The sequence below is a fragment of the Pseudomonas sp. S2_B10 genome (assembly GCF_054668425.1).
In genome coordinates this window covers 2,669,541-2,686,269 of the sequence record NZ_CP162768.1, presented here as the reverse complement: position 1 = coordinate 2,686,269, position 16,729 = coordinate 2,669,541, and the positions used below count along the sequence as shown (strand labels likewise).

Here is a 16,729-nt window from a genome sequence, read left to right as displayed (position 1 = left end):
CGATTAACGCTCCGTGGTTTTGCGGATCTCTTTTTCGTCCATCCACTCGGCCAGACCGCTTTCGACGTCGATCAACTGCAGGCTGAATTTGTAGAAGACGTCCTTGTAGTCGCTGCTGCGCTTGACGATCGAGCTGATCGAGCCTTCGATGCGGTACTTGGCGGCAACCATGTTGCCGGTCTTGGCCACGGTGCTTTTCTTGTACAGGCCGCTCTGGTTTTGCAGCTTGAGCTGGTCGACCTGGCTCTGCATTGCATTGTTGTCGCTGGCGAAGCGCGCAACACCGGTTTTCATCAGTTGGGTCTTGATGCTGGTGGTGATTTCGCGGGTGTCGATGTACTCGCTGGTCTTGTTCTTCACATCGTAGACCTGAACCACCGGACGGCCCTGCAGAATGCCGGACTGGGCCAGCGAGCGGGTCATCGACTCGGCGATCATTTGCAGGTCGGTCGAACCGAATTCGTTGGTCACGGTTTCAACCGCTTTGGTGTCGCCGTAGCTGATGTTCTTGCTGCCCAGGGTCGGCGAGGTGTTGGCGCAACCGGAGGCGAGCAGGGCGATGACGGCGATGCAGGAAAAGCGTGCAAACATGAGAAAGCTCTCTCAATCAGAAATAGGGTGGCGGGCTTAAGGCGTCTTGATTTCCAGACGGAAATCCACGGCTTTCGGGGTCGGGGCGATGGCCTGAATGAAGCTGGTCTGGGCGCCGTACATCATCTGGCTTTTCCACACTTCTTCTTCGGCAACCGGGAAACCTTCGGCGCCGAGCCAGGCGAAGCGGTAGTAGAAAATCTTGTTGCTGTTAAGGGTGTTGCTCAACTGCACGTTGACGGTCATGAAGCCGTTTTCACGAGCCACGCGCATGGCGCCGACGACGATGTGTTTCTGCGGGCCCATGGCCACGACTTTGCTCGCGGCGCTGCCCGGCTCAGGTGGTGGCGGGGTGGCGCAGCCTGCCAGCAAGGCGAGGGCGGCGACGGCGATGATCTTCAAGCGCATTGCAAAGACTCCGTTCTTAAGGTTGTTTGAGGCTGGCGACGTTGGTCGCGGCAGCGCTCGGCATTACGTGAGCAGCGATGCCGCCAGCGAATACCTGGTTGCCCACGGCACGCAGGCTGATCACTTGGTAACGCTGGTCGACGGTGACCTTGACCACCGAGCCGCCGACGGCGCTCGGCAGGGTAACCTGATGCTCACCTTTTTTCAGGCGCAGACGCACCACTTGGGTGTTGTCCGGCAGGGTGCGCCATGTACGGGTATCGGCACCTTCGAGCACTGCTGAAGAAATACCCACAGCGAGACCGGCCAGCGGATTGGTTTCGTTGATCTGCTTCTGCGCCACGCCTTTGGTGATCGCGCGCACGGTGGTGCGCACGATGATCCCCGGCATGTCATCACGCAGAGCGCGGCGGGACATGGCGGTGGTGCTGTTCAGTGCGGTCAGGTCGACCTGCTTGCCGTCGACGCCGATCTGCGCAAAAGGCGCGGTGGAGGTGTCCGGTTTGATGATCGGGAACGACAACGGGGTGATCACCACGTTGTTGGAAATCGGCAGCGGCAGCGGTACGCGAATCGAGTCACGGGCCGGGGCCAGACCGCTCTGCACGACGATGAGAATGTCGCTGTCATCGGATTTGGAAGGCTTGTCGAGGTTGACCAGCGCCTGCTCGAGCAGCGGCGTGTTCGGGCGCAATTCGGCAGCCTTGCGATAACCCGGCGCGGCCAGATCCTTCTCGCCCAGGGCTTCGTAAACGAAACCGGCCAGGTAATGGCTGAACGCACTCTGGTAGCTGTTTTTCAGGCCGACCACTTCCGGCGCGTCGAGGCTGGCCACCGGATAACCCTGCAGATCCTTGTACTGGGTCTTGATGCCTTCTTTCTCGGCCTGTTCTTCGCTCTTGAGGTATTCCTTGTCGCGCAGGTCAGCGATCACTGCTTCGCGTTCGTGAGTCTTTTTGATCGCCGTGCGGGCACCATCGAAATCGTTGACCGCCAACAGGTTCAGAGCCATCTGCGTGGTCAGCATGACTTTTTCGTAGTCATAGCCTTCGTAGCGACGCACCTTGTCGTTGACGATGAAGCTGCCGAACTGCGCCAGGTACTTGGCCGAGTCGAGCTTGACCGCGTCTTCCCATTGACCGACCACCTGATCGGCGCTGCCCCACGCGTTCTGGCTGCCTGACAGGTCGCCCTTGGCGCGCAGCAGTTCGCCTTTCTCGAAGTAATAGAGCAGGTCTTTGTCGGTGCCGGTGTTGTTCTTTTCCAGCAGGGTCAGCGCGGCGTCGACGTTGCCGGATGCCAGTTGCTGATTGGTCTGGGCCAGTTCGGAATCGTAGTTGCGAAACGCTGCGCAGCCGGACAACAGCGTGACGGCGCTGAGCGCGAGCAGCATGGGAGCGCGGAATGCCATGGGTACTTCTTCCCTGAGTAACAAAACTTGCAGCCGCGTGTGCTGGTCGGGCTGGTGTGACCTATCGACGGTGGCGCTGGCCTCCTGCCAATTCCTCATGCGTGAGGAGCTTTTGATGCCGGCTCGCTGGGCGAGGGCGCGGCATTATAAACGTGGGGTGATGGCTATGTAATAGCTTTTTGGGTGCATTTTCAGATGCGGTGCCATCACTTCTCCGCAGAAGCGGGTGTATCCGACGCGGGTTTTTGATTCGGTACAAAGGCTGATCCGACGGTATAGACCTGATCCCGGAATACCCGCAGGTGCAGAATCTGGCGGTCCTGGTCGACGCGCATTTCAAAAGGGTGGTCGATGGACGCAGGCGCAAAACGGAAGGTATGCAGGCCTTTTTTCAAGCGCAGGCGGGCGACCAGCGTCTTGTCCGGCAACGCTCGCCATGTGCGGGTGTCGGCTTCTTCGAACGGATCATGCTGAGTGACGATCAACGAGGCTTTCGCCGGGTTGCGCTCGTTTTCCTGCGCTTGACCGATGGCGGCCATGTTGGCGCGGAACATCGCCCGCGAGATGATTTGCGGCATGTCGTCGCGCAGTGTGCGCATGGACATATCGGTCACGCTATTGATCACTACCAACGGCTGTTTGCGACCGTCTACGGTGATATGGCTGAAGTTGGGTGTGACCGCGTCCGGCACCATCACCGGGAATGAAATGGGCGCAATGATGACCAGCGTTTCGTTCAGACGAACCGGGATCGGCACCTGCACGGAGCTGCGAGCCGGGGCCAGGCCACTCTGGATAATCAGCAACACATCGCTTTCATCGGCTTTCGCTGGCGGTTTGTCGAGATTGCGCAGGGCCTTTTGCAGCAAGGGCATATCCGGCCGCAGTTCGATCGCCTGACGATAACCGGCCGCCGCGAGGGCGCGTTCGCCGAGGGCTTCATAGGTGAATCCGGCCAGATAGTGGCTGAACGCACTCTGATAGCCGTTTTTCAGCTCAACGACCTGCGGCGCATCAAGCAAGGCGACCGGGTAGCCTTCCAGTTCCTTGTAATGGAGAACTTTGCCTTGAGCTTTTGCCTGTTCCTCGGCCGCTTCGTATTGCTTTTCACGCTGGCGGGCGATCAATGCTTCGCGTTCGTGGGTTTTCCTGATGTCTGCGCGGGCGCCGGCAAAGTCATTGACGGATAGCTGGTTCAAGGCCATTTGCGTAGTCAACATGACCTTTTCGTAATCGTAGCCTTCATAGCGCCGCAGCTTGTCGTTGACCAGCATCGTGCCCATTTCATCACCGAAACGGGCCAGTAATTTCATCGCGCCGGACGGGTTGGCTTCCTCGCGCTGGAAGATCATGCGGTCGGCATTGCGCCAGGCGTCCTGGCTGTCGGGCAGGGCACTGCCAGCGCTGAGGATCGCGCCTTTTTCCAGGTAATACAGCAGATCCTTGTCTTCCCACGGGTTGTTCATTTCCACCAGTGCCAGAGCCCCGGTCAGATTGCCCCGGGTCATTTGCTCGGTGGTCTGCTGCATTTCAAGATCGTAGTTGCGATAGGCGGCACAACCGCTCAACTGAACAGCGACGCAAAGCAGCAAAACGAACGGAAGACTCCGCATTGAGGTTGATTCCTTGCGCGCAAATGCTCTGGGGCGGGCAGTATAAAGTGGATGGTGGCAAATGGCTGCGATCTTGATCGAGCGTCAATCGGCAGCGGGCAGTGCGGCAATACTCGGCGACAAACGCTGCTGCCGTCTGCCGGGTATTTCCTGCCAATCAAAGCGAAACGCCGACAAAGCTTGAGAGAAATGTCTTCGAAGTGAACAATATGTAACTTCGCATTTCCATTTGAGATTCGTTCATGACTGCCTCGTCCCGATTGCTGGCCTGGCTGCTGTTCCCGTTATTGTCCCTGAGCAGCCTGCCGCTGCTGGCCGATACCGTGGAAGGCGCGCCGCAAGCGTTGCACCTGCTCGATTACATCAGTGCCGATTACCCGCCGACGGTCGCGGCAGGCAAAGTCATCGACGATGGCGAATACCGCGAGCAGCTGGAATTCACCCAGGTTCTGCAAGGCTTGATCACTGCATTGCCAGCCAAACCGGAAAAAGCCGCGCTGGAACAGGGCGTCGAATCTTTGCACGCCGCCATCACTGCGAAGCAGGACGGTGCTGATGTCGCCCGTCAGGCCCGACAGCTGGGGGCGAAACTGGCGGTGGCTTATGAAGTCAGCCAGGCACCGATCATCACTCCGGACCCGACACGCGGTGCGCCGCTGTATGCGCAAAATTGCTCGGTGTGCCACGGCGACACTGGTGCTGGCGACGGCCCGGCCGGTGTCGGTCTGACCCCTGCGCCAGCCAACCTGCGCGACGCTGCGCGGATGGATCACCTGAGTCTGTACGCGATCTACAGCACCCTCGGCCAGGGCGTCGAAGGCACCGACATGCCGGCGTTCGCCGATCAGCTCGATGATCGCCAGCGCTGGGATCTGGCCACCTACATCGCCGGCTTCAGCGCCGATGCGGCGGCCGCCAAGTCCGACAAGGTCTACAACATCGCTGACCTGGCCCGGCAGACCCCGGCCGAAGTGCAGGCGGCGGAGGGCGCAGAGGTCGCGGCGACGTTCCGTGCCCAGCGCGCGCAACCGCCGCAGGTCAAGCGCGGTCCGGCGCAGTTGCTCGATTACACCGCCGCCACGCTGGAGAAAAGCCTCGCGGCCTACCGCGCCGGTGAACACGATCAGGCCTACGACCTGTCGGTGGCGGCGTATCTGGAAGGCTTCGAACTGGTCGAAAGCTCGCTGGATAACGTCGATGCCAACGTGCGCAAGGACACCGAAAAATCGCTGATGGCGTATCGGCAGTCATTGCAGGATGGTCTGCCGGTCGAGCAGGCCGAACAGCGTCTGGACGCGGCCAAAGCCAAACTCAAGGAATCCGCCGGCCTGCTGGGCAGCGATGGTCTGAGCTGGTCGCTGAGCTTCATCTCCGGCCTGCTGATTCTGCTGCGCGAAGGCCTGGAAGCGATTCTGGTGCTGGCGGCGATCCTCGCCTTCCTGCGCAATACCGGTCAGCAATCGGCAGTACGCAGTGTCAACGTTGGCTGGGGTCTGGCACTGCTGGCAGGTCTGGGTACCTGGGCACTGGCGGCGTACGTCATCGACGTCAGCGGTTCGCAGCGTGAGTTGCTGGAAGGCGCCACCGCGCTGTTTGCCAGCGTCATGGTGTTGTGGCTCGGCGTGTGGATGCATGACCGCCGTCATGCGGCGGCCTGGCAGGATTACATCAAAAGCAGTCTGGTCGGCGGCGGTGGACGTTTCGGCTTTGCGATCCTGGCGTTCTTCTCGGTCTATCGCGAGTTGTTTGAAGTGATCCTGTTCTACGAAACCCTGTGGCTGCAGGCCGGTCCAGCCGGGCACAACGCCGTGCTGGCCGGCGGCGCGACGGCGCTGGTGCTGCTGGTCGGCCTGGCCTGGGTGATTCTGCGCGGCTCGGCGAAACTGCCGCTGACCTTGTTCTTTAGCATCAACGCTGCGCTGTTGTGCGCGCTGTCGGTGGTGTTTGCCGGGCATGGCGTCAAGGCCTTGCAGGAAGCCGGGATCTTCGGCACACGGCCGGTCGCGTTCTTTGAATTCGACTGGCTGGGGATCCATGCCGATGCCTATTCGCTGACCGCGCAGGTGGTGGCGATTGTGGCGATTGCTGTGCTGTATGGGCGCAGTTGGGTGGCGGAGAAGCGTCGGGTTTCGGCTGCATAAAGGCATTCGCTGCGCTCATATTCGCGAGCAGGCTCGCTCCCACAGGTTCGGTATGTATCCTGTGGGAGCGAGCCTGCTCGCGAATTTTTTGGAGGCAAGAACATGCGTGTATGGATCGATGCCGACGCCTGTCCACGGGCGGCGAAGGATCTTGTAGTGAAATTCGCCCTCAAGCGCCAGTTCGAAGTGGTGCTGGTAGCCGGGCAGCCGCAGACCAAGCCGGGGCTGGCCATCGTCAAACTGATCGTGGTGCCGAGCGGGCCGGATGCGGCGGATGATTATCTGGTCGAGCACGCCGTGCCGGGCGAGCTGGTGATCTGCAGCGATATTCCGCTGGCCGATCGGCTGGTCAAGAAGGGCGTGGCGGCACTGGATCCGCGCGGCAAGGAGTTCGATGCGCAGAACATGGGCGAGCGGCTGGCGGTGCGGAATCTGTTCACCGATCTCAGGGAGCAGGGCCAGATGAGCGGCGGCCCGGCGCCGTTTGGCGAGCGCGAGAAGCAGGCGTTTGCCAATGCGCTGGATCGGATTCTCACCCGGCTCACCCGCAAGCCCTGAAAAGATCGCAGCCTGCGGCAGCTCCTACAGGGGCGGTGTATGCCGCAATATCACGGCGCGACACGAAACCTGTAGGAGCTGCCGAAGGCTGCGATTTTTTGATTTCAAGCGTCGTTTTCGTGGGTCAGTTCGAGCACGCGGTCGACCAGTTTGTTGATCCCCGAAGCCGCTTCACTGATGGTCTGCGCCAGCATGTAAGCCGGGGTGGTGACCAGTTTGCGCGCCTTGTCTTCGACGATTTCCGTCACGGCGCACTCTTCGTGGGTGGCGCCCATTTTGTTCATGGCCGCAGCGGTGTCGGCGTCGTTGCCGATGGTGCAGGTCACGCCTGGGCCATAGATTTTCGCCGCCAGTGCCGGTGAGATGCAGATCAGCCCGACCGGTTTGCCCGCTTCGGCAAATGCTTCGGCCAAGGCCAGCACTTCAGGTTGCACGGTGCAGCCGGCGCCTTCGATCGCGAAGTTCGACAGGTTCTTTGCCGCGCCGAAACCGCCGGGCACGATCAGTGCGTCGAAATCCTCGACATCGGCGTCGCGGATATCCTTGACGTTGCCCCGGGCAATCCGCGCCGATTCCACCAGTACGTTGCGCGATTCCGGCATTTCTTCGCCGGTCAGGTGGTTGATCACATGCAATTGCGCGATGTTTGGCGCGAAGCACTGCACCTGTGCGCCGCGCTGGTCGAGGCGCAGCAGGGTGATGACACTTTCCTGGATTTCGGCGCCGTCGTACACGCCACTGCCGGACAGGATCACTGCAACTTTTTTGCTCATGGGCTTCTCTCCAGATTCATGGCGCTCAATGTCCCTTAAATCGTCGCGCGTGGCCATAGGGGCATGGCTGACGCGCGCGGGAACAGAGCGCTCTCTCAATGGATCGCAACGGCGGCGGGGTGTTCATTATTTGCCTGGAATGCGCGTGGCAGCCGCCAGCGAATGGCTTATTCGGCTGGCGTTTTCGGTCCGGCAGGAGGGGTCGCTTCGGCCTGACGCAACTGCTCGGCCTCGGCGGCCTTGGCGAGCTGCTCGTCCTGATAGATTTTCTTTGCCAGTTGCGCATTCTTGAAGCGGCGCCGCAGCCACAGGCCCAGCCCGAGGATCAGCAATGCGCCGAGCACCCACAGCTCGTACTTCTTGATGCTGCCGAGCATGCCTTCCAGCACTGCGCCGAAGTGGTAAGCCGCCGCAGCCAGGGCGGTGGCCCAGATCGCCGCGCCGATGCCGTTGAGCAGCAAGTAACGTCCCGGTGGATAACCGGACAGGCCGATCGCCACCGGCATCACCGTGCGCAGGCCATAAACGAAGCGGAAGCTCAGGACCCAGATGTCCGGATGTTTGCGGATGTGCTCCAGCGCACGGTCGCCCATCATCTGCCAGCGCGGTTTGCGCGCAAGCAATTTGCGCCCGTGCTTGCGCCCCAGGAAGTACCACAGCTGATCACCGGCATAACTGCCGAAGAACGCCACGACCACCACCAGGTTGATGTCCATGTATCCACGGAACGCAAGGAAGCCTGCGAGCACCAGAATGGTTTCGCCTTCGAAGAACGTGCCGAGAAACAAGGCAAAGTAGCCAAAGTCGTGCAGAAATTGTTGGAGCATTGTCTGGGTGCTGGCGAAATGAACGCGCAGCCTAACCCTTCGGGCACATTCATGAAAGTGTCCAAATGTGTCTCGACGTGAACATTTCCTACATCGACAATGGATTGCGGCTACCTGTCACAGAGCACACATAACTGTCATCTGTTAGTCATAATGGCCGTCTATAACTGTCACGCTCGCCCGCTTGCCCGGGCTCAGGAGTCTGCCGTGAGCTTTACCCCCGCCAATCGTCTGTTCCCAGCCACTCGTCTGCGCCGCAATCGTCGTGATGATTTTTCGCGGCGGCTGGTGCGTGAAAACGTGTTGACGGTCGATGACCTGATCCTGCCGGTGTTCGTGCTCGACGGTGAAAACCGCCGCGAAGCCGTGGCCTCGATGCCGGGCGTCGAGCGACTGACCATTGATCTGCTGCTTGAAGAAGCGGCGAAATGGATCGAGCTGGGCATTCCGGCGCTGGCGCTGTTCCCGGTCACCCCGCCTGAACTGAAATCCCTCGATGCTGCCGAAGCCTGGAACCCCGAAGGCATCGCCCAGCGCGCCACTCGCGCCCTGCGTGAGCGGTTCCCGGAGCTGGGCGTGATCACTGACGTGGCGCTGGACCCGTTCACCACCCACGGTCAGGACGGCATTCTCGACGAAGACGGCTACGTGCAGAACGACATCACCGTCGATGCGCTGGTGCGTCAGGCGTTGTCCCACGCCGAAGCCGGCGCGCAGGTGGTGGCGCCATCGGACATGATGGACGGCCGCATCCAGGCGATACGTGAGGCGCTGGAAATTGCCGGCCACGTCAACGTGCGCATCATGGCCTACTCGGCCAAGTACGCCAGCGCCTACTACGGCCCTTTCCGCGATGCCGTGGGTTCGGCGTCGAACCTCGGCAAGGCCAACAAGGCCTCTTATCAGATGGACCCGGCCAACAGTGACGAAGCGCTGCACGAAGTCGGTGCCGACTTGTCCGAAGGTGCGGACATGGTCATGGTCAAACCGGGCATGCCCTACCTGGACATTCTTTTTCGCGTCAAAGATGCCTTCAAGGTGCCGACCTTCGTCTATCAGGTCAGTGGCGAATACGCCATGCACATGGCCGCTATCCAGAATGGCTGGTTGAGCGAAGCGGTGATCCTCGAGTCACTGACCGCCTTTAAACGTGCCGGTGCAGATGGCATCCTGACTTACTTTGCCGTTCGTGCCGCTCAATTGTTACGAGAGCAGAAATAGCCCTCCCAGGAACATTCCATGAATACCGAAGGACTCACTGAAGTTGCCGTAAAAGAAGCTCAGCCGGTGGTCGAGCAAATCACCGAAACCCCGCCGGAACTGGAGCCTGCGCCACCCGCGCCGGTTGCCGAAACCGCTGTGGCGGTACCGGCGATCGCCATTCCCGGCCTGGATGACAGCAGCCTGTACATCCACCGCGAGCTTTCGCAATTGCAGTTCAACATCCGCGTGCTGGAACAGGCGCTGGACGAGTCCTACCCGTTGCTGGAGCGTCTGAAGTTCCTGCTGATCTTCTCCAGCAACCTCGACGAATTCTTCGAGATCCGCGTCGCCGGGCTGAAAAAGCAGATCACTTTTGCCCGCGAACAGGCCGGCGCTGACGGCTTGCAGCCGCATCAGGCGCTGGCGCGGATCAGCGAACTGGTTCACGGTCACGTTGACCGCCAGTACGCGATCCTCAACGACATCCTCCTGCCGGAGCTGGAAAAGCATCAGGTGCGCTTCATCCGTCGGCGCAACTGGACGACCAAGCTCAAGACTTGGGTACGCCGCTATTTCCGCGACGAGATCGCGCCGATCATCACCCCGATCGGCCTCGACCCGACGCACCCGTTCCCGCTGCTGGTGAACAAGAGTCTGAACTTCATCGTCGAGCTCGAAGGCATCGACGCCTTCGGGCGCGACTCCGGTCTGGCGATCATTCCGGCGCCACGTCTGCTGCCGCGGATCATCAAGGTCCCGGAAGAAGTCGGCGGCGCTGGCGACAACTATGTATTCCTGTCGTCGATGATCCACGCCCACGCCGATGACCTGTTCCAGGGCATGAAGGTCAAAGGCTGCTACCAGTTCCGTCTGACCCGAAACGCCGACCTGGCGCTCGACTCCGAAGACGTCGAAGACCTGGCCCGCGCCCTGCGTGGCGAGTTGTTCTCGCGGCGCTACGGTGACGCGGTGCGTCTGGAAGTTGCCGACACCTGCCCGAAACACCTCTCGGACTATCTGCTCAAGCAGTTCAACCTGAGCGAGACCGAGCTGTATCAGGTCAACGGCCCGGTCAACCTGACTCGCCTGTTCAGCATCACCGGTCTGGACAGCCATCCAGAGCTGCAATACACGCCGTTCACCCCGCAGATCCCGAAACTGCTGCAGAACAGCGAAAACATCTTCAGTGTGGTCAGCAAGCAGGACATCCTCTTGCTGCACCCGTTCGAGTCGTTCACGCCGGTGGTCGACCTGCTGCGTCAGGCCGCGAAAGACCCGCATGTATTGGCCGTACGGCAAACGCTGTACCGCTCCGGCGCCAACTCGGAGATCGTCGATGCGCTGGTCGACGCCGCGCGTAACGGCAAGGAGGTCACCGCCGTGATCGAGCTGCGCGCGCGCTTCGACGAAGAATCCAACCTGCAACTGGCCAGCCGTCTGCAAGCGGCGGGCGCAGTGGTGATCTACGGCGTGGTCGGCTTCAAGACCCACGCCAAGATGATGCTGATCCTGCGCCGTGAGGCTGGCGAAATCGTCCGCTACGCGCACCTCGGCACCGGTAACTATCACGCCGGCAACGCCAAGCTCTACACCGACTACAGCCTGCTGACCTCCGACGACGCTTTGTGTGAAGACGTCGGCAAACTGTTCAGCCAGTTGATCGGCATGGGCAAGACGCTGCGCATGAAAAAGCTGCTGCATGCGCCGTTCACCCTGAAGAAGGGCATGCTCGACATGATTGCCCGCGAAACCCAGTTTGCCCTCGAAGGCAAACCGGCGCACATCATCGCCAAGTTCAACTCGCTGACCGATCCGAAGATCATCCGCGCGCTGTACAAGGCCAGCCAGTCCGGCGTGCGCATCGATCTGGTGGTGCGCGGCATGTGCTGCCTGCGTCCGGGCATCGCCGGGGTCTCGCACAACATTCATGTGCGCTCGATCATTGGCCGCTTCCTTGAGCACACGCGGGTGTTCTACTTCCTCAACGGCGGCGACGAGCAGATGTTCCTCTCCAGCGCCGACTGGATGGAGCGCAACCTCGACAAGCGCGTCGAGACCTGCTTCCCGGTGGAAGGCAAGAAACTGCTGACTCGGGTCAAGAAGGAGCTGGAGCTGTACCTGACCGACAACACCCACAGCTGGAGCCTGCAGTCGGACGGCCGCTACATCCGCAACACACCCACTGGCAACCAGAACCCGCGCAGTGCGCAGGCGACGTTGCTGGAGCGGCTGGGCAGCCCGATATTGCCTGTCAGCAGTTAAGTGCCGAAGGTCAAAAGCCCCTCACCCTAACCCTCTCCCGGAGGGGAGAGGGGACTGACCGAGGTGTCTTGCGTCATACACTGACCTGAAATACCTGATCGAACTCTGGCCTCAACGCTAGTACAAATCGGCTCCCTCTCCCTCGGGAGAGGGCTGGGGTGAGGGGAGAGCTACACCGCCGCTCTCAAGCCAAACCCAATAAAAAGGCGATCCTAACGGATCGCCTTTTTTGTGCCAGCCAGTTACTCAGTGCACCGTGAGGACAATTCCAACCCGCGTCAGCCAATCCGCTTCCAGGCCGAAATCCGCCTGGGTCAGCTGATTTTCATCCAGCCAGTTCTCCGGGAATTCCACGTCGAGATGATCGCCATTGGCATGCAGCGCCACCTGTGGCATCGCCTGGGTCCCGCGAATGTGATGGAACAGAATCGCAAACCGCAGCAGCACGCACAGGCGAATCAGTTTGATGCCGTCATCGCCGAATTCGGCGAATTTGTCCTTGGGAATATTGCGCCGATGCCCACGCACCAATAGCGCGAGCATCTGCTGGTCTTCTCGCGAGAAGCCGGCCAGATCGGAGTGTTCGATCAGGTAGGCGCCATGCTTGTGGTAGTGATAGTGAGCGATGTCGAGGCCGACTTCGTGCACTTTCGCCGCCCAGCCGAGCAGTTCGCGCCAGATGCCGTCATCCAGTTCCCAGTCCACGGCGACCTGATCGAAGGCGTGCAGGGCCTTGCGCTCGACCCGCGCTGCCTGTTCCAGGTCGACGTGATAGCGCTCCATCAGCGAGGTCAGGGTGCGTTCGCGCACGTCTTCATGGTGATGGCGGCCGAGCAGGTCGTAGAGCACGCCTTCGCGCAGCGCGCCTTCGCAATGGTCCATGCGTTGCAGTTCGAGGGCGTCGAAGATTGCTTCGAGAATCGCCAGGCCCGCCGGAAAGATCGCCCGGCGGTCAGGCTTGATGCCTTCGAAATCGATCTTGTCGGCGTCGCCGAGCTTGAACAGCTTGCGCTTGAGCCACGCCAGGCCTTCGGCGTTGACCTCGCCGCTGCCGTGGCCGCCAGCCTTCAAGGCCAGGCCGATGGCGCGAATCGTACCGGAGGAGCCGATGGCTTCATCCCAGGTCAGGCGATGCAGGGCGTGCTCGATGCTCATGATCTCCAGGCGCGCCGCCGTGTAGGCCTGGGCGTAGCGCGCCGGGGTGATCTTGCCGTCCTTGAAATAACGCTGAGTGAAACTCACGCAGCCCATTTGCAGGCTTTCGCGCAATAAAGGCTCGAAGCGCTGGCCGATGATGAATTCGGTGCTGCCGCCGCCGATGTCGGCGACCAAACGTTTGCCAGGGGTATCGGCGAGCGTGTGCGAAACGCCGAGATAGATCAGGCGCGCTTCTTCACGGCCGGAAATGACTTCTACCGTGTGGCCGAGGATTTCTTCGGCGCGGCGGATGAATTCGCCACGATTGCGCGCTTCACGCAGGGCGTTGGTGCCGACGATGCGCACGGCGCCGAGCGGCATACCGTTGATCAGTTGGGCAAAGCGCTTGAGGCAATCGAGGCCGCGCTGCATCGATTCTTCGTTGAGCTGGCGCGCGTCGTCGATGCCGGCGGCCAGTTGCACCTTCTCGCCGAGGCGCTCGAGGATGCGGATTTCGCCGTTCTGGGCCTTGGCCACGACCATGTGAAAGCTGTTGGAGCCCAGGTCGATTGCGGCGATCAGGGACAGATTCTTGGCTTGGGATTGCGGCATGGTCAGGGGGTCTCGGTCGATAACCCCGACATCGTGCCACGATCAAACGCTGGCGCCAACGCGCATGGCTCAAACCGCCGGAGCGCGCACCCCGAACCTGATCGTTCCCACGCTCCGCGTGGGAATGCCTCACCGGACGCTCTGCGTCCGCTTTTGGGACGCGGAGCGTCCCTGGCTGCATTCCCACGCGGAGCGTGGGAACGATCAGGATGAGGCTGCTTCAGGCTGTCGCTTCCACCGTGCCAATAAAGTTCGCCAGCTCGGCCGTCTGCGGATTGGCAAACAACACCTTCGGATCGCCCACCTCATGCACCTTGCCATGGTGCATGAACACCAGTTTGTCGCCCACCTCTCGGGCAAAGCGCATCTCGTGGGTGACCATGATCAGCGTCATGCCTTCCTTGGCCAATTGCCGCACCACGCTGAGTACTTCATTGACCAGCTCAGGGTCCAGCGCCGAGGTGATTTCATCGCACAGCAGCACCTTCGGCGACATCGCCAAAGCCCGGGCGATCGCCACCCGTTGCTGCTGACCACCGGACAAACGGTCCGGGAAGGCACCGAATTTCTCCCCGAGCCCGACTCGCTCGAGCATTTCGCGCGCCAGTTCGGCTGCCTTGGCCTTGGGTACTTTCTGCACCACTTGCGGCGCGAGCATGACGTTTTCGCCGACGGTCAGGTGCGGGAACAGGTTGAACTGCTGGAAGACCATGCCGACCTTCTGTCGCAGGCTGCGCAGATCAGCGCGGGCGGCGTCGAGGTATTCGCCGTCGACTTCGATCACGCCATCGTTGATCGATTCCAGGCCGTTGAGCGTGCGCAACAGGGTCGATTTGCCCGAGCCGCTGCGGCCGATGATCGCCACGACCTGGCCTTCCTCGACGCTGAGATCGATGCCTTTGAGTACGTGGTGATCGCCGTAGTATTTATGCAGGGCGGAAATTCTAAGCAGAGGCATGCAGTCTCCTTTCCAGGTAGCGCGCACTGAGGGACAAGGGGTAGCAGAGCAGGAAGTAGCCGAGGGCGACGAGGCCGTAGACCATGAACGGTTCGAACGTGGCATTGGCGAGCATGCCGCCGGTCTTGGTCAGTTCGGTGAAGCCGATGATCGAGGTCACCGCTGTGCCTTTGACCACTTGCACCGAGAAGCCCACGGTCGGCGCCACGGCGATGCGCAGCGCTTGCGGCAGGATCACGTAGCGCAACTGCTCAAGCGGATTGAGCGCCAGGCTCGACGAGGCTTCCCACTGACCGTGGGGAATGGCCTCGACGCAACCGCGCCAGATCTCCGCCAGATAGGCGCTGGTGAACAAGGTCAAAGCGATCGCCGCGGCCATCCACGGCGAAATCTCGATGCCGGCCAGCGCCACGCCGAAGAACACCAGAAACAGTTGCATCAACAGTGGCGTGCCCTGAAACAGCTCGATCCAGGTGCGGGCGATGCTGCTTGGCAGCGTGTTCTTGGAGATGCGCATCACCAGAATCAGCAGGCCGACGAGGCCGCCGCCAATGAACGCCACCAGTGACAGCGCCAGGGTCCATTGCAGGCCGGTGAGCAGGTTGCGCAGGATGTCCCAGAAAGTGAAATCGCTCATTGGCTGCTCCTCGCAATGAACCGACGCCCGAACCAGTTGAGCAACTGGCGGATCAGCAGCGCCATGCACAGATAGATCAGGGTGGTCAGCGCATAGGTTTCAAAGGCGCGGAAGTTGCGCGACTGAATGAAGTTGGCGGCGAAGCTCAATTCTTCCGTGGCGATCTGCGAACACACCGCCGAACCGAGCATGACGATGATGATCTGGCTGCTCAGCGCCGGCCAGACCTTGCCCAGCGCGGGCAGCAGGACGACGTGGCGGAACGCTTCGAAGCGCGTCATCGCCAATGCCGCAGCCGCTTCCAGCTGCCCGCGCGGAATCGCCTGGATGCCGGCGCGGATGATCTCGGTCGAATAGGCGCCAAGGTTGATCACCATCGCCAGCACTGCCGCCTGCCACTCGGAAATCTGCACGCCGAGCGACGGCAGGCCGAAGAAGATGAAGAACAGTTGCACCAGAAACGGCGTGTTGCGGATCAACTCGACGTAGACGCCGAAGATCGCTGAGAACGGGCGGATCTGCCACGCTCGCACCAGCGCGCCGACAATGCCCACGCCGACCCCGAGCAGCGCGCCGATGGCGGTCAGCTCCAGCGTGAACAGTGCGCCGCGCAGCAGCAGGTCGGTGTTTTCCACCACCGGCAAAAAATCGAACTGATAAGCCATGAACGTCTCCCGCGCAGTCGATCAGAGATCGGCCGGCAGCGGCTCTTTCAGCCAGGTCTGCGAGTTCTTTTCCAGTGCGCCGTCAGCCTTGGCGGTGTTGAGGATGTCGTTGACCTTGGCCAGCAACGCCGCTTCGTTCTTGTTCACGCCCACGTAGACCGGGGAATCCTTGAGCTTCACCTTCAGCGCCGGCACGCGCTTGGGGTTCTTCTCGCTGATGGCCACCATCACCACGTTGCCGCTGGCAATCAGATCGACCTGGCCTGCCAGATAAGCAGCGATGGTCGAGTTGTTGTCTTCGAAACGTTTGATGGTCACGCCTTCGGGGGCGACTTTGCTCAGCTCGATGTCTTCGATGGCGCCGCGGGTGACGCTGATGGTCTTGCCCTTGAGGTCGTCGAGGCTGGTGATCGCGGCGTCTGGCGGACCGAACACGGCGAGGTAGAACGGCGCATAGGCGCGGGAGAAGTCGATGACTTTCTCACGCTCGGGGTTTTTGCCGAGGCTGGAGATCACCAGATCGACTTTGCCGGTGGTGAGGAACGGGATGCGGTTGGTGCTGTTGACCGGGGTCAGTTCGAGTTTGACCTTGAGTTGGTCAGCGAGCAGTTTCGCTGTGTCGATATCCAGGCCGCGCGGCTTCATGTCCGGGCCGACCGAGCCGAACGGCGGGAAGTCCTGGGGCACGGCAACTTTCAGCGTGCCGCGTTTGACCACGTCGTCCAGACCGTCGGCGTGAGCGGGGGCCTGGCACAGCAGCAGGCCGGCAAACAGGGAAGCGAGGAGGGCGCTGTAACGCTGGGTCATGGACAATCTCCGGATCGGCGGGAAGTGGTTGCTGCGATCGGACAGAGCATGGGCCGTGCCAACAGGCGGATTTCGCCCCGGCAGGCCGCGGCACCAGCGACTTCGTTCGGTCTTACTGGTCTGAAC

Annotated in this window: 15 protein-coding genes; 4 read left to right on the top strand and 11 right to left on the bottom strand. The window is 61.2% G+C overall.

Annotated features, from left to right (window positions below):
• Positions 1-3: 3 nt before the first annotated feature.
• The 4 genes from lpoB to AB4O45_RS12075 all read right to left on the bottom strand — a co-directional run bounded on the left by lpoB (position 4) and on the right by AB4O45_RS12075 (position 4,023).
• A complete protein-coding gene (lpoB, locus tag AB4O45_RS12090) occupies positions 4-591 on the bottom strand; it encodes a penicillin-binding protein activator LpoB (protein WP_016772610.1) in 588 nt (195 codons plus the stop codon).
• A 36-nt stretch (positions 592-627) separates the two neighbouring features.
• On the bottom strand, positions 628-999 hold the full coding sequence (locus AB4O45_RS12085) for a YcfL family protein (protein ID WP_016772611.1): 372 nt from the start codon (positions 997-999) through the stop codon (positions 628-630).
• Positions 1,000-1,015: 16 nt separating this feature from the next.
• On the bottom strand, positions 1,016-2,410 hold the full coding sequence (locus tag AB4O45_RS12080) for a COG3014 family protein (RefSeq protein ID WP_056791673.1): 1,395 nt from the start codon (positions 2,408-2,410) through the stop codon (positions 1,016-1,018).
• 206 nt (positions 2,411-2,616) lie between these two features.
• Positions 2,617-4,023: a COG3014 family protein gene (locus AB4O45_RS12075; RefSeq protein WP_150637080.1), complete on the bottom strand. Its 1,407-nt coding sequence runs from the start codon at positions 4,021-4,023 to the stop codon at positions 2,617-2,619.
• 242 nt (positions 4,024-4,265) lie between these two features.
• On the opposite strand from AB4O45_RS12075, the gene AB4O45_RS12070 reads away from it, so the two are divergent.
• Together AB4O45_RS12070 and AB4O45_RS12065 are read left to right on the top strand one after the other, a co-directional pair.
• On the top strand, positions 4,266-6,164 hold the full coding sequence (locus AB4O45_RS12070; protein ID WP_460161432.1) for an FTR1 family protein: 1,899 nt from the start codon (positions 4,266-4,268) through the stop codon (positions 6,162-6,164).
• Positions 6,165-6,266: 102 nt separating this feature from the next.
• On the top strand, positions 6,267-6,722 hold the full coding sequence (locus tag AB4O45_RS12065) for a YaiI/YqxD family protein (RefSeq protein WP_041476910.1): 456 nt from the start codon (positions 6,267-6,269) through the stop codon (positions 6,720-6,722).
• A gap of 104 nt (positions 6,723-6,826) precedes the next feature.
• Here AB4O45_RS12065 and elbB read toward each other — a convergent pair whose 3' ends face one another.
• On the bottom strand, positions 6,827-7,495 hold the full coding sequence (gene elbB, locus AB4O45_RS12060) for an isoprenoid biosynthesis glyoxalase ElbB (RefSeq protein WP_016772616.1): 669 nt from the start codon (positions 7,493-7,495) through the stop codon (positions 6,827-6,829).
• A gap of 167 nt (positions 7,496-7,662) precedes the next feature.
• Positions 7,663-8,322, bottom strand: a complete 660-nt coding sequence (locus tag AB4O45_RS12055; RefSeq protein ID WP_056791681.1) for a DedA family protein — start codon at positions 8,320-8,322, stop codon at positions 7,663-7,665.
• Positions 8,323-8,529: 207 nt separating this feature from the next.
• On the opposite strand from AB4O45_RS12055, the gene hemB reads away from it, so the two are divergent.
• On the top strand, positions 8,530-9,543 hold the full coding sequence (hemB, locus tag AB4O45_RS12050; RefSeq protein WP_122751194.1) for a porphobilinogen synthase: 1,014 nt from the start codon (positions 8,530-8,532) through the stop codon (positions 9,541-9,543).
• A gap of 18 nt (positions 9,544-9,561) precedes the next feature.
• Positions 9,562-11,787, top strand: a complete 2,226-nt coding sequence (gene ppk1, locus AB4O45_RS12045) for a polyphosphate kinase 1 (protein WP_016772619.1) — start codon at positions 9,562-9,564, stop codon at positions 11,785-11,787.
• A 246-nt stretch (positions 11,788-12,033) separates the two neighbouring features.
• On the opposite strand, the gene ppx is transcribed toward ppk1, so the two are convergent.
• From ppx to AB4O45_RS12020, 5 genes are all read right to left on the bottom strand, one after another.
• Positions 12,034-13,536: an exopolyphosphatase gene (ppx, locus tag AB4O45_RS12040; protein WP_041476907.1), complete on the bottom strand. Its 1,503-nt coding sequence runs from the start codon at positions 13,534-13,536 to the stop codon at positions 12,034-12,036.
• Between the two features lie 220 nt (positions 13,537-13,756).
• A complete protein-coding gene (locus AB4O45_RS12035; RefSeq protein ID WP_217849677.1) occupies positions 13,757-14,494 on the bottom strand; it encodes an amino acid ABC transporter ATP-binding protein in 738 nt (245 codons plus the stop codon).
• Positions 14,481-15,131 carry an amino acid ABC transporter permease gene (locus AB4O45_RS12030; protein ID WP_016772621.1) on the bottom strand — a complete coding sequence of 217 codons (651 nt, stop codon included), beginning with the start codon at positions 15,129-15,131 and terminating at the stop codon, positions 14,481-14,483. Before AB4O45_RS12030 ends, AB4O45_RS12035 begins: the two co-directional genes overlap by 14 nt.
• On the bottom strand, positions 15,128-15,796 hold the full coding sequence (locus AB4O45_RS12025; RefSeq protein WP_122612308.1) for an amino acid ABC transporter permease: 669 nt from the start codon (positions 15,794-15,796) through the stop codon (positions 15,128-15,130). Before AB4O45_RS12025 ends, AB4O45_RS12030 begins: the two co-directional genes overlap by 4 nt.
• A 21-nt stretch (positions 15,797-15,817) precedes the next feature.
• A complete protein-coding gene (locus AB4O45_RS12020) occupies positions 15,818-16,603 on the bottom strand; it encodes a transporter substrate-binding domain-containing protein (RefSeq protein ID WP_041476905.1) in 786 nt (261 codons plus the stop codon).
• Positions 16,604-16,729 lie beyond the last annotated feature (126 nt).

Excerpts from the sequence above, each read along its gene's own strand:
- ppk1 (WP_016772619.1), top strand. The coding sequence starts at position 9,562 with ATGAATACCGAAGGACTCACTGAAGTTGCCGTAAAAGAAGCTCAGCCG.
- AB4O45_RS12020 (WP_041476905.1), bottom strand. The coding sequence starts at position 16,603 with ATGACCCAGCGTTACAGCGCCCTCCTCGCTTCCCTGTTTGCCGGCCTG.
- ppx (WP_041476907.1), bottom strand. The coding sequence starts at position 13,536 with ATGCCGCAATCCCAAGCCAAGAATCTGTCCCTGATCGCCGCAATCGAC.
- lpoB (WP_016772610.1), bottom strand. The coding sequence starts at position 591 with ATGTTTGCACGCTTTTCCTGCATCGCCGTCATCGCCCTGCTCGCCTCC.
- AB4O45_RS12080 (WP_056791673.1), bottom strand. The coding sequence starts at position 2,410 with ATGGCATTCCGCGCTCCCATGCTGCTCGCGCTCAGCGCCGTCACGCTG.
- AB4O45_RS12055 (WP_056791681.1), bottom strand. The coding sequence starts at position 8,322 with ATGCTCCAACAATTTCTGCACGACTTTGGCTACTTTGCCTTGTTTCTC.
- AB4O45_RS12030 (WP_016772621.1), bottom strand. The coding sequence starts at position 15,131 with ATGAGCGATTTCACTTTCTGGGACATCCTGCGCAACCTGCTCACCGGC.
- AB4O45_RS12025 (WP_122612308.1), bottom strand. The coding sequence starts at position 15,796 with ATGGCTTATCAGTTCGATTTTTTGCCGGTGGTGGAAAACACCGACCTG.
- AB4O45_RS12065 (WP_041476910.1), top strand. The coding sequence starts at position 6,267 with ATGCGTGTATGGATCGATGCCGACGCCTGTCCACGGGCGGCGAAGGAT.
- elbB (WP_016772616.1), bottom strand. The coding sequence starts at position 7,495 with ATGAGCAAAAAAGTTGCAGTGATCCTGTCCGGCAGTGGCGTGTACGAC.
- AB4O45_RS12035 (WP_217849677.1), bottom strand. The coding sequence starts at position 14,494 with ATGCCTCTGCTTAGAATTTCCGCCCTGCATAAATACTACGGCGATCAC.
- AB4O45_RS12075 (WP_150637080.1), bottom strand. The coding sequence starts at position 4,023 with ATGCGGAGTCTTCCGTTCGTTTTGCTGCTTTGCGTCGCTGTTCAGTTG.
- AB4O45_RS12070 (WP_460161432.1), top strand. The coding sequence starts at position 4,266 with ATGACTGCCTCGTCCCGATTGCTGGCCTGGCTGCTGTTCCCGTTATTG.
- AB4O45_RS12085 (WP_016772611.1), bottom strand. The coding sequence starts at position 999 with ATGCGCTTGAAGATCATCGCCGTCGCCGCCCTCGCCTTGCTGGCAGGC.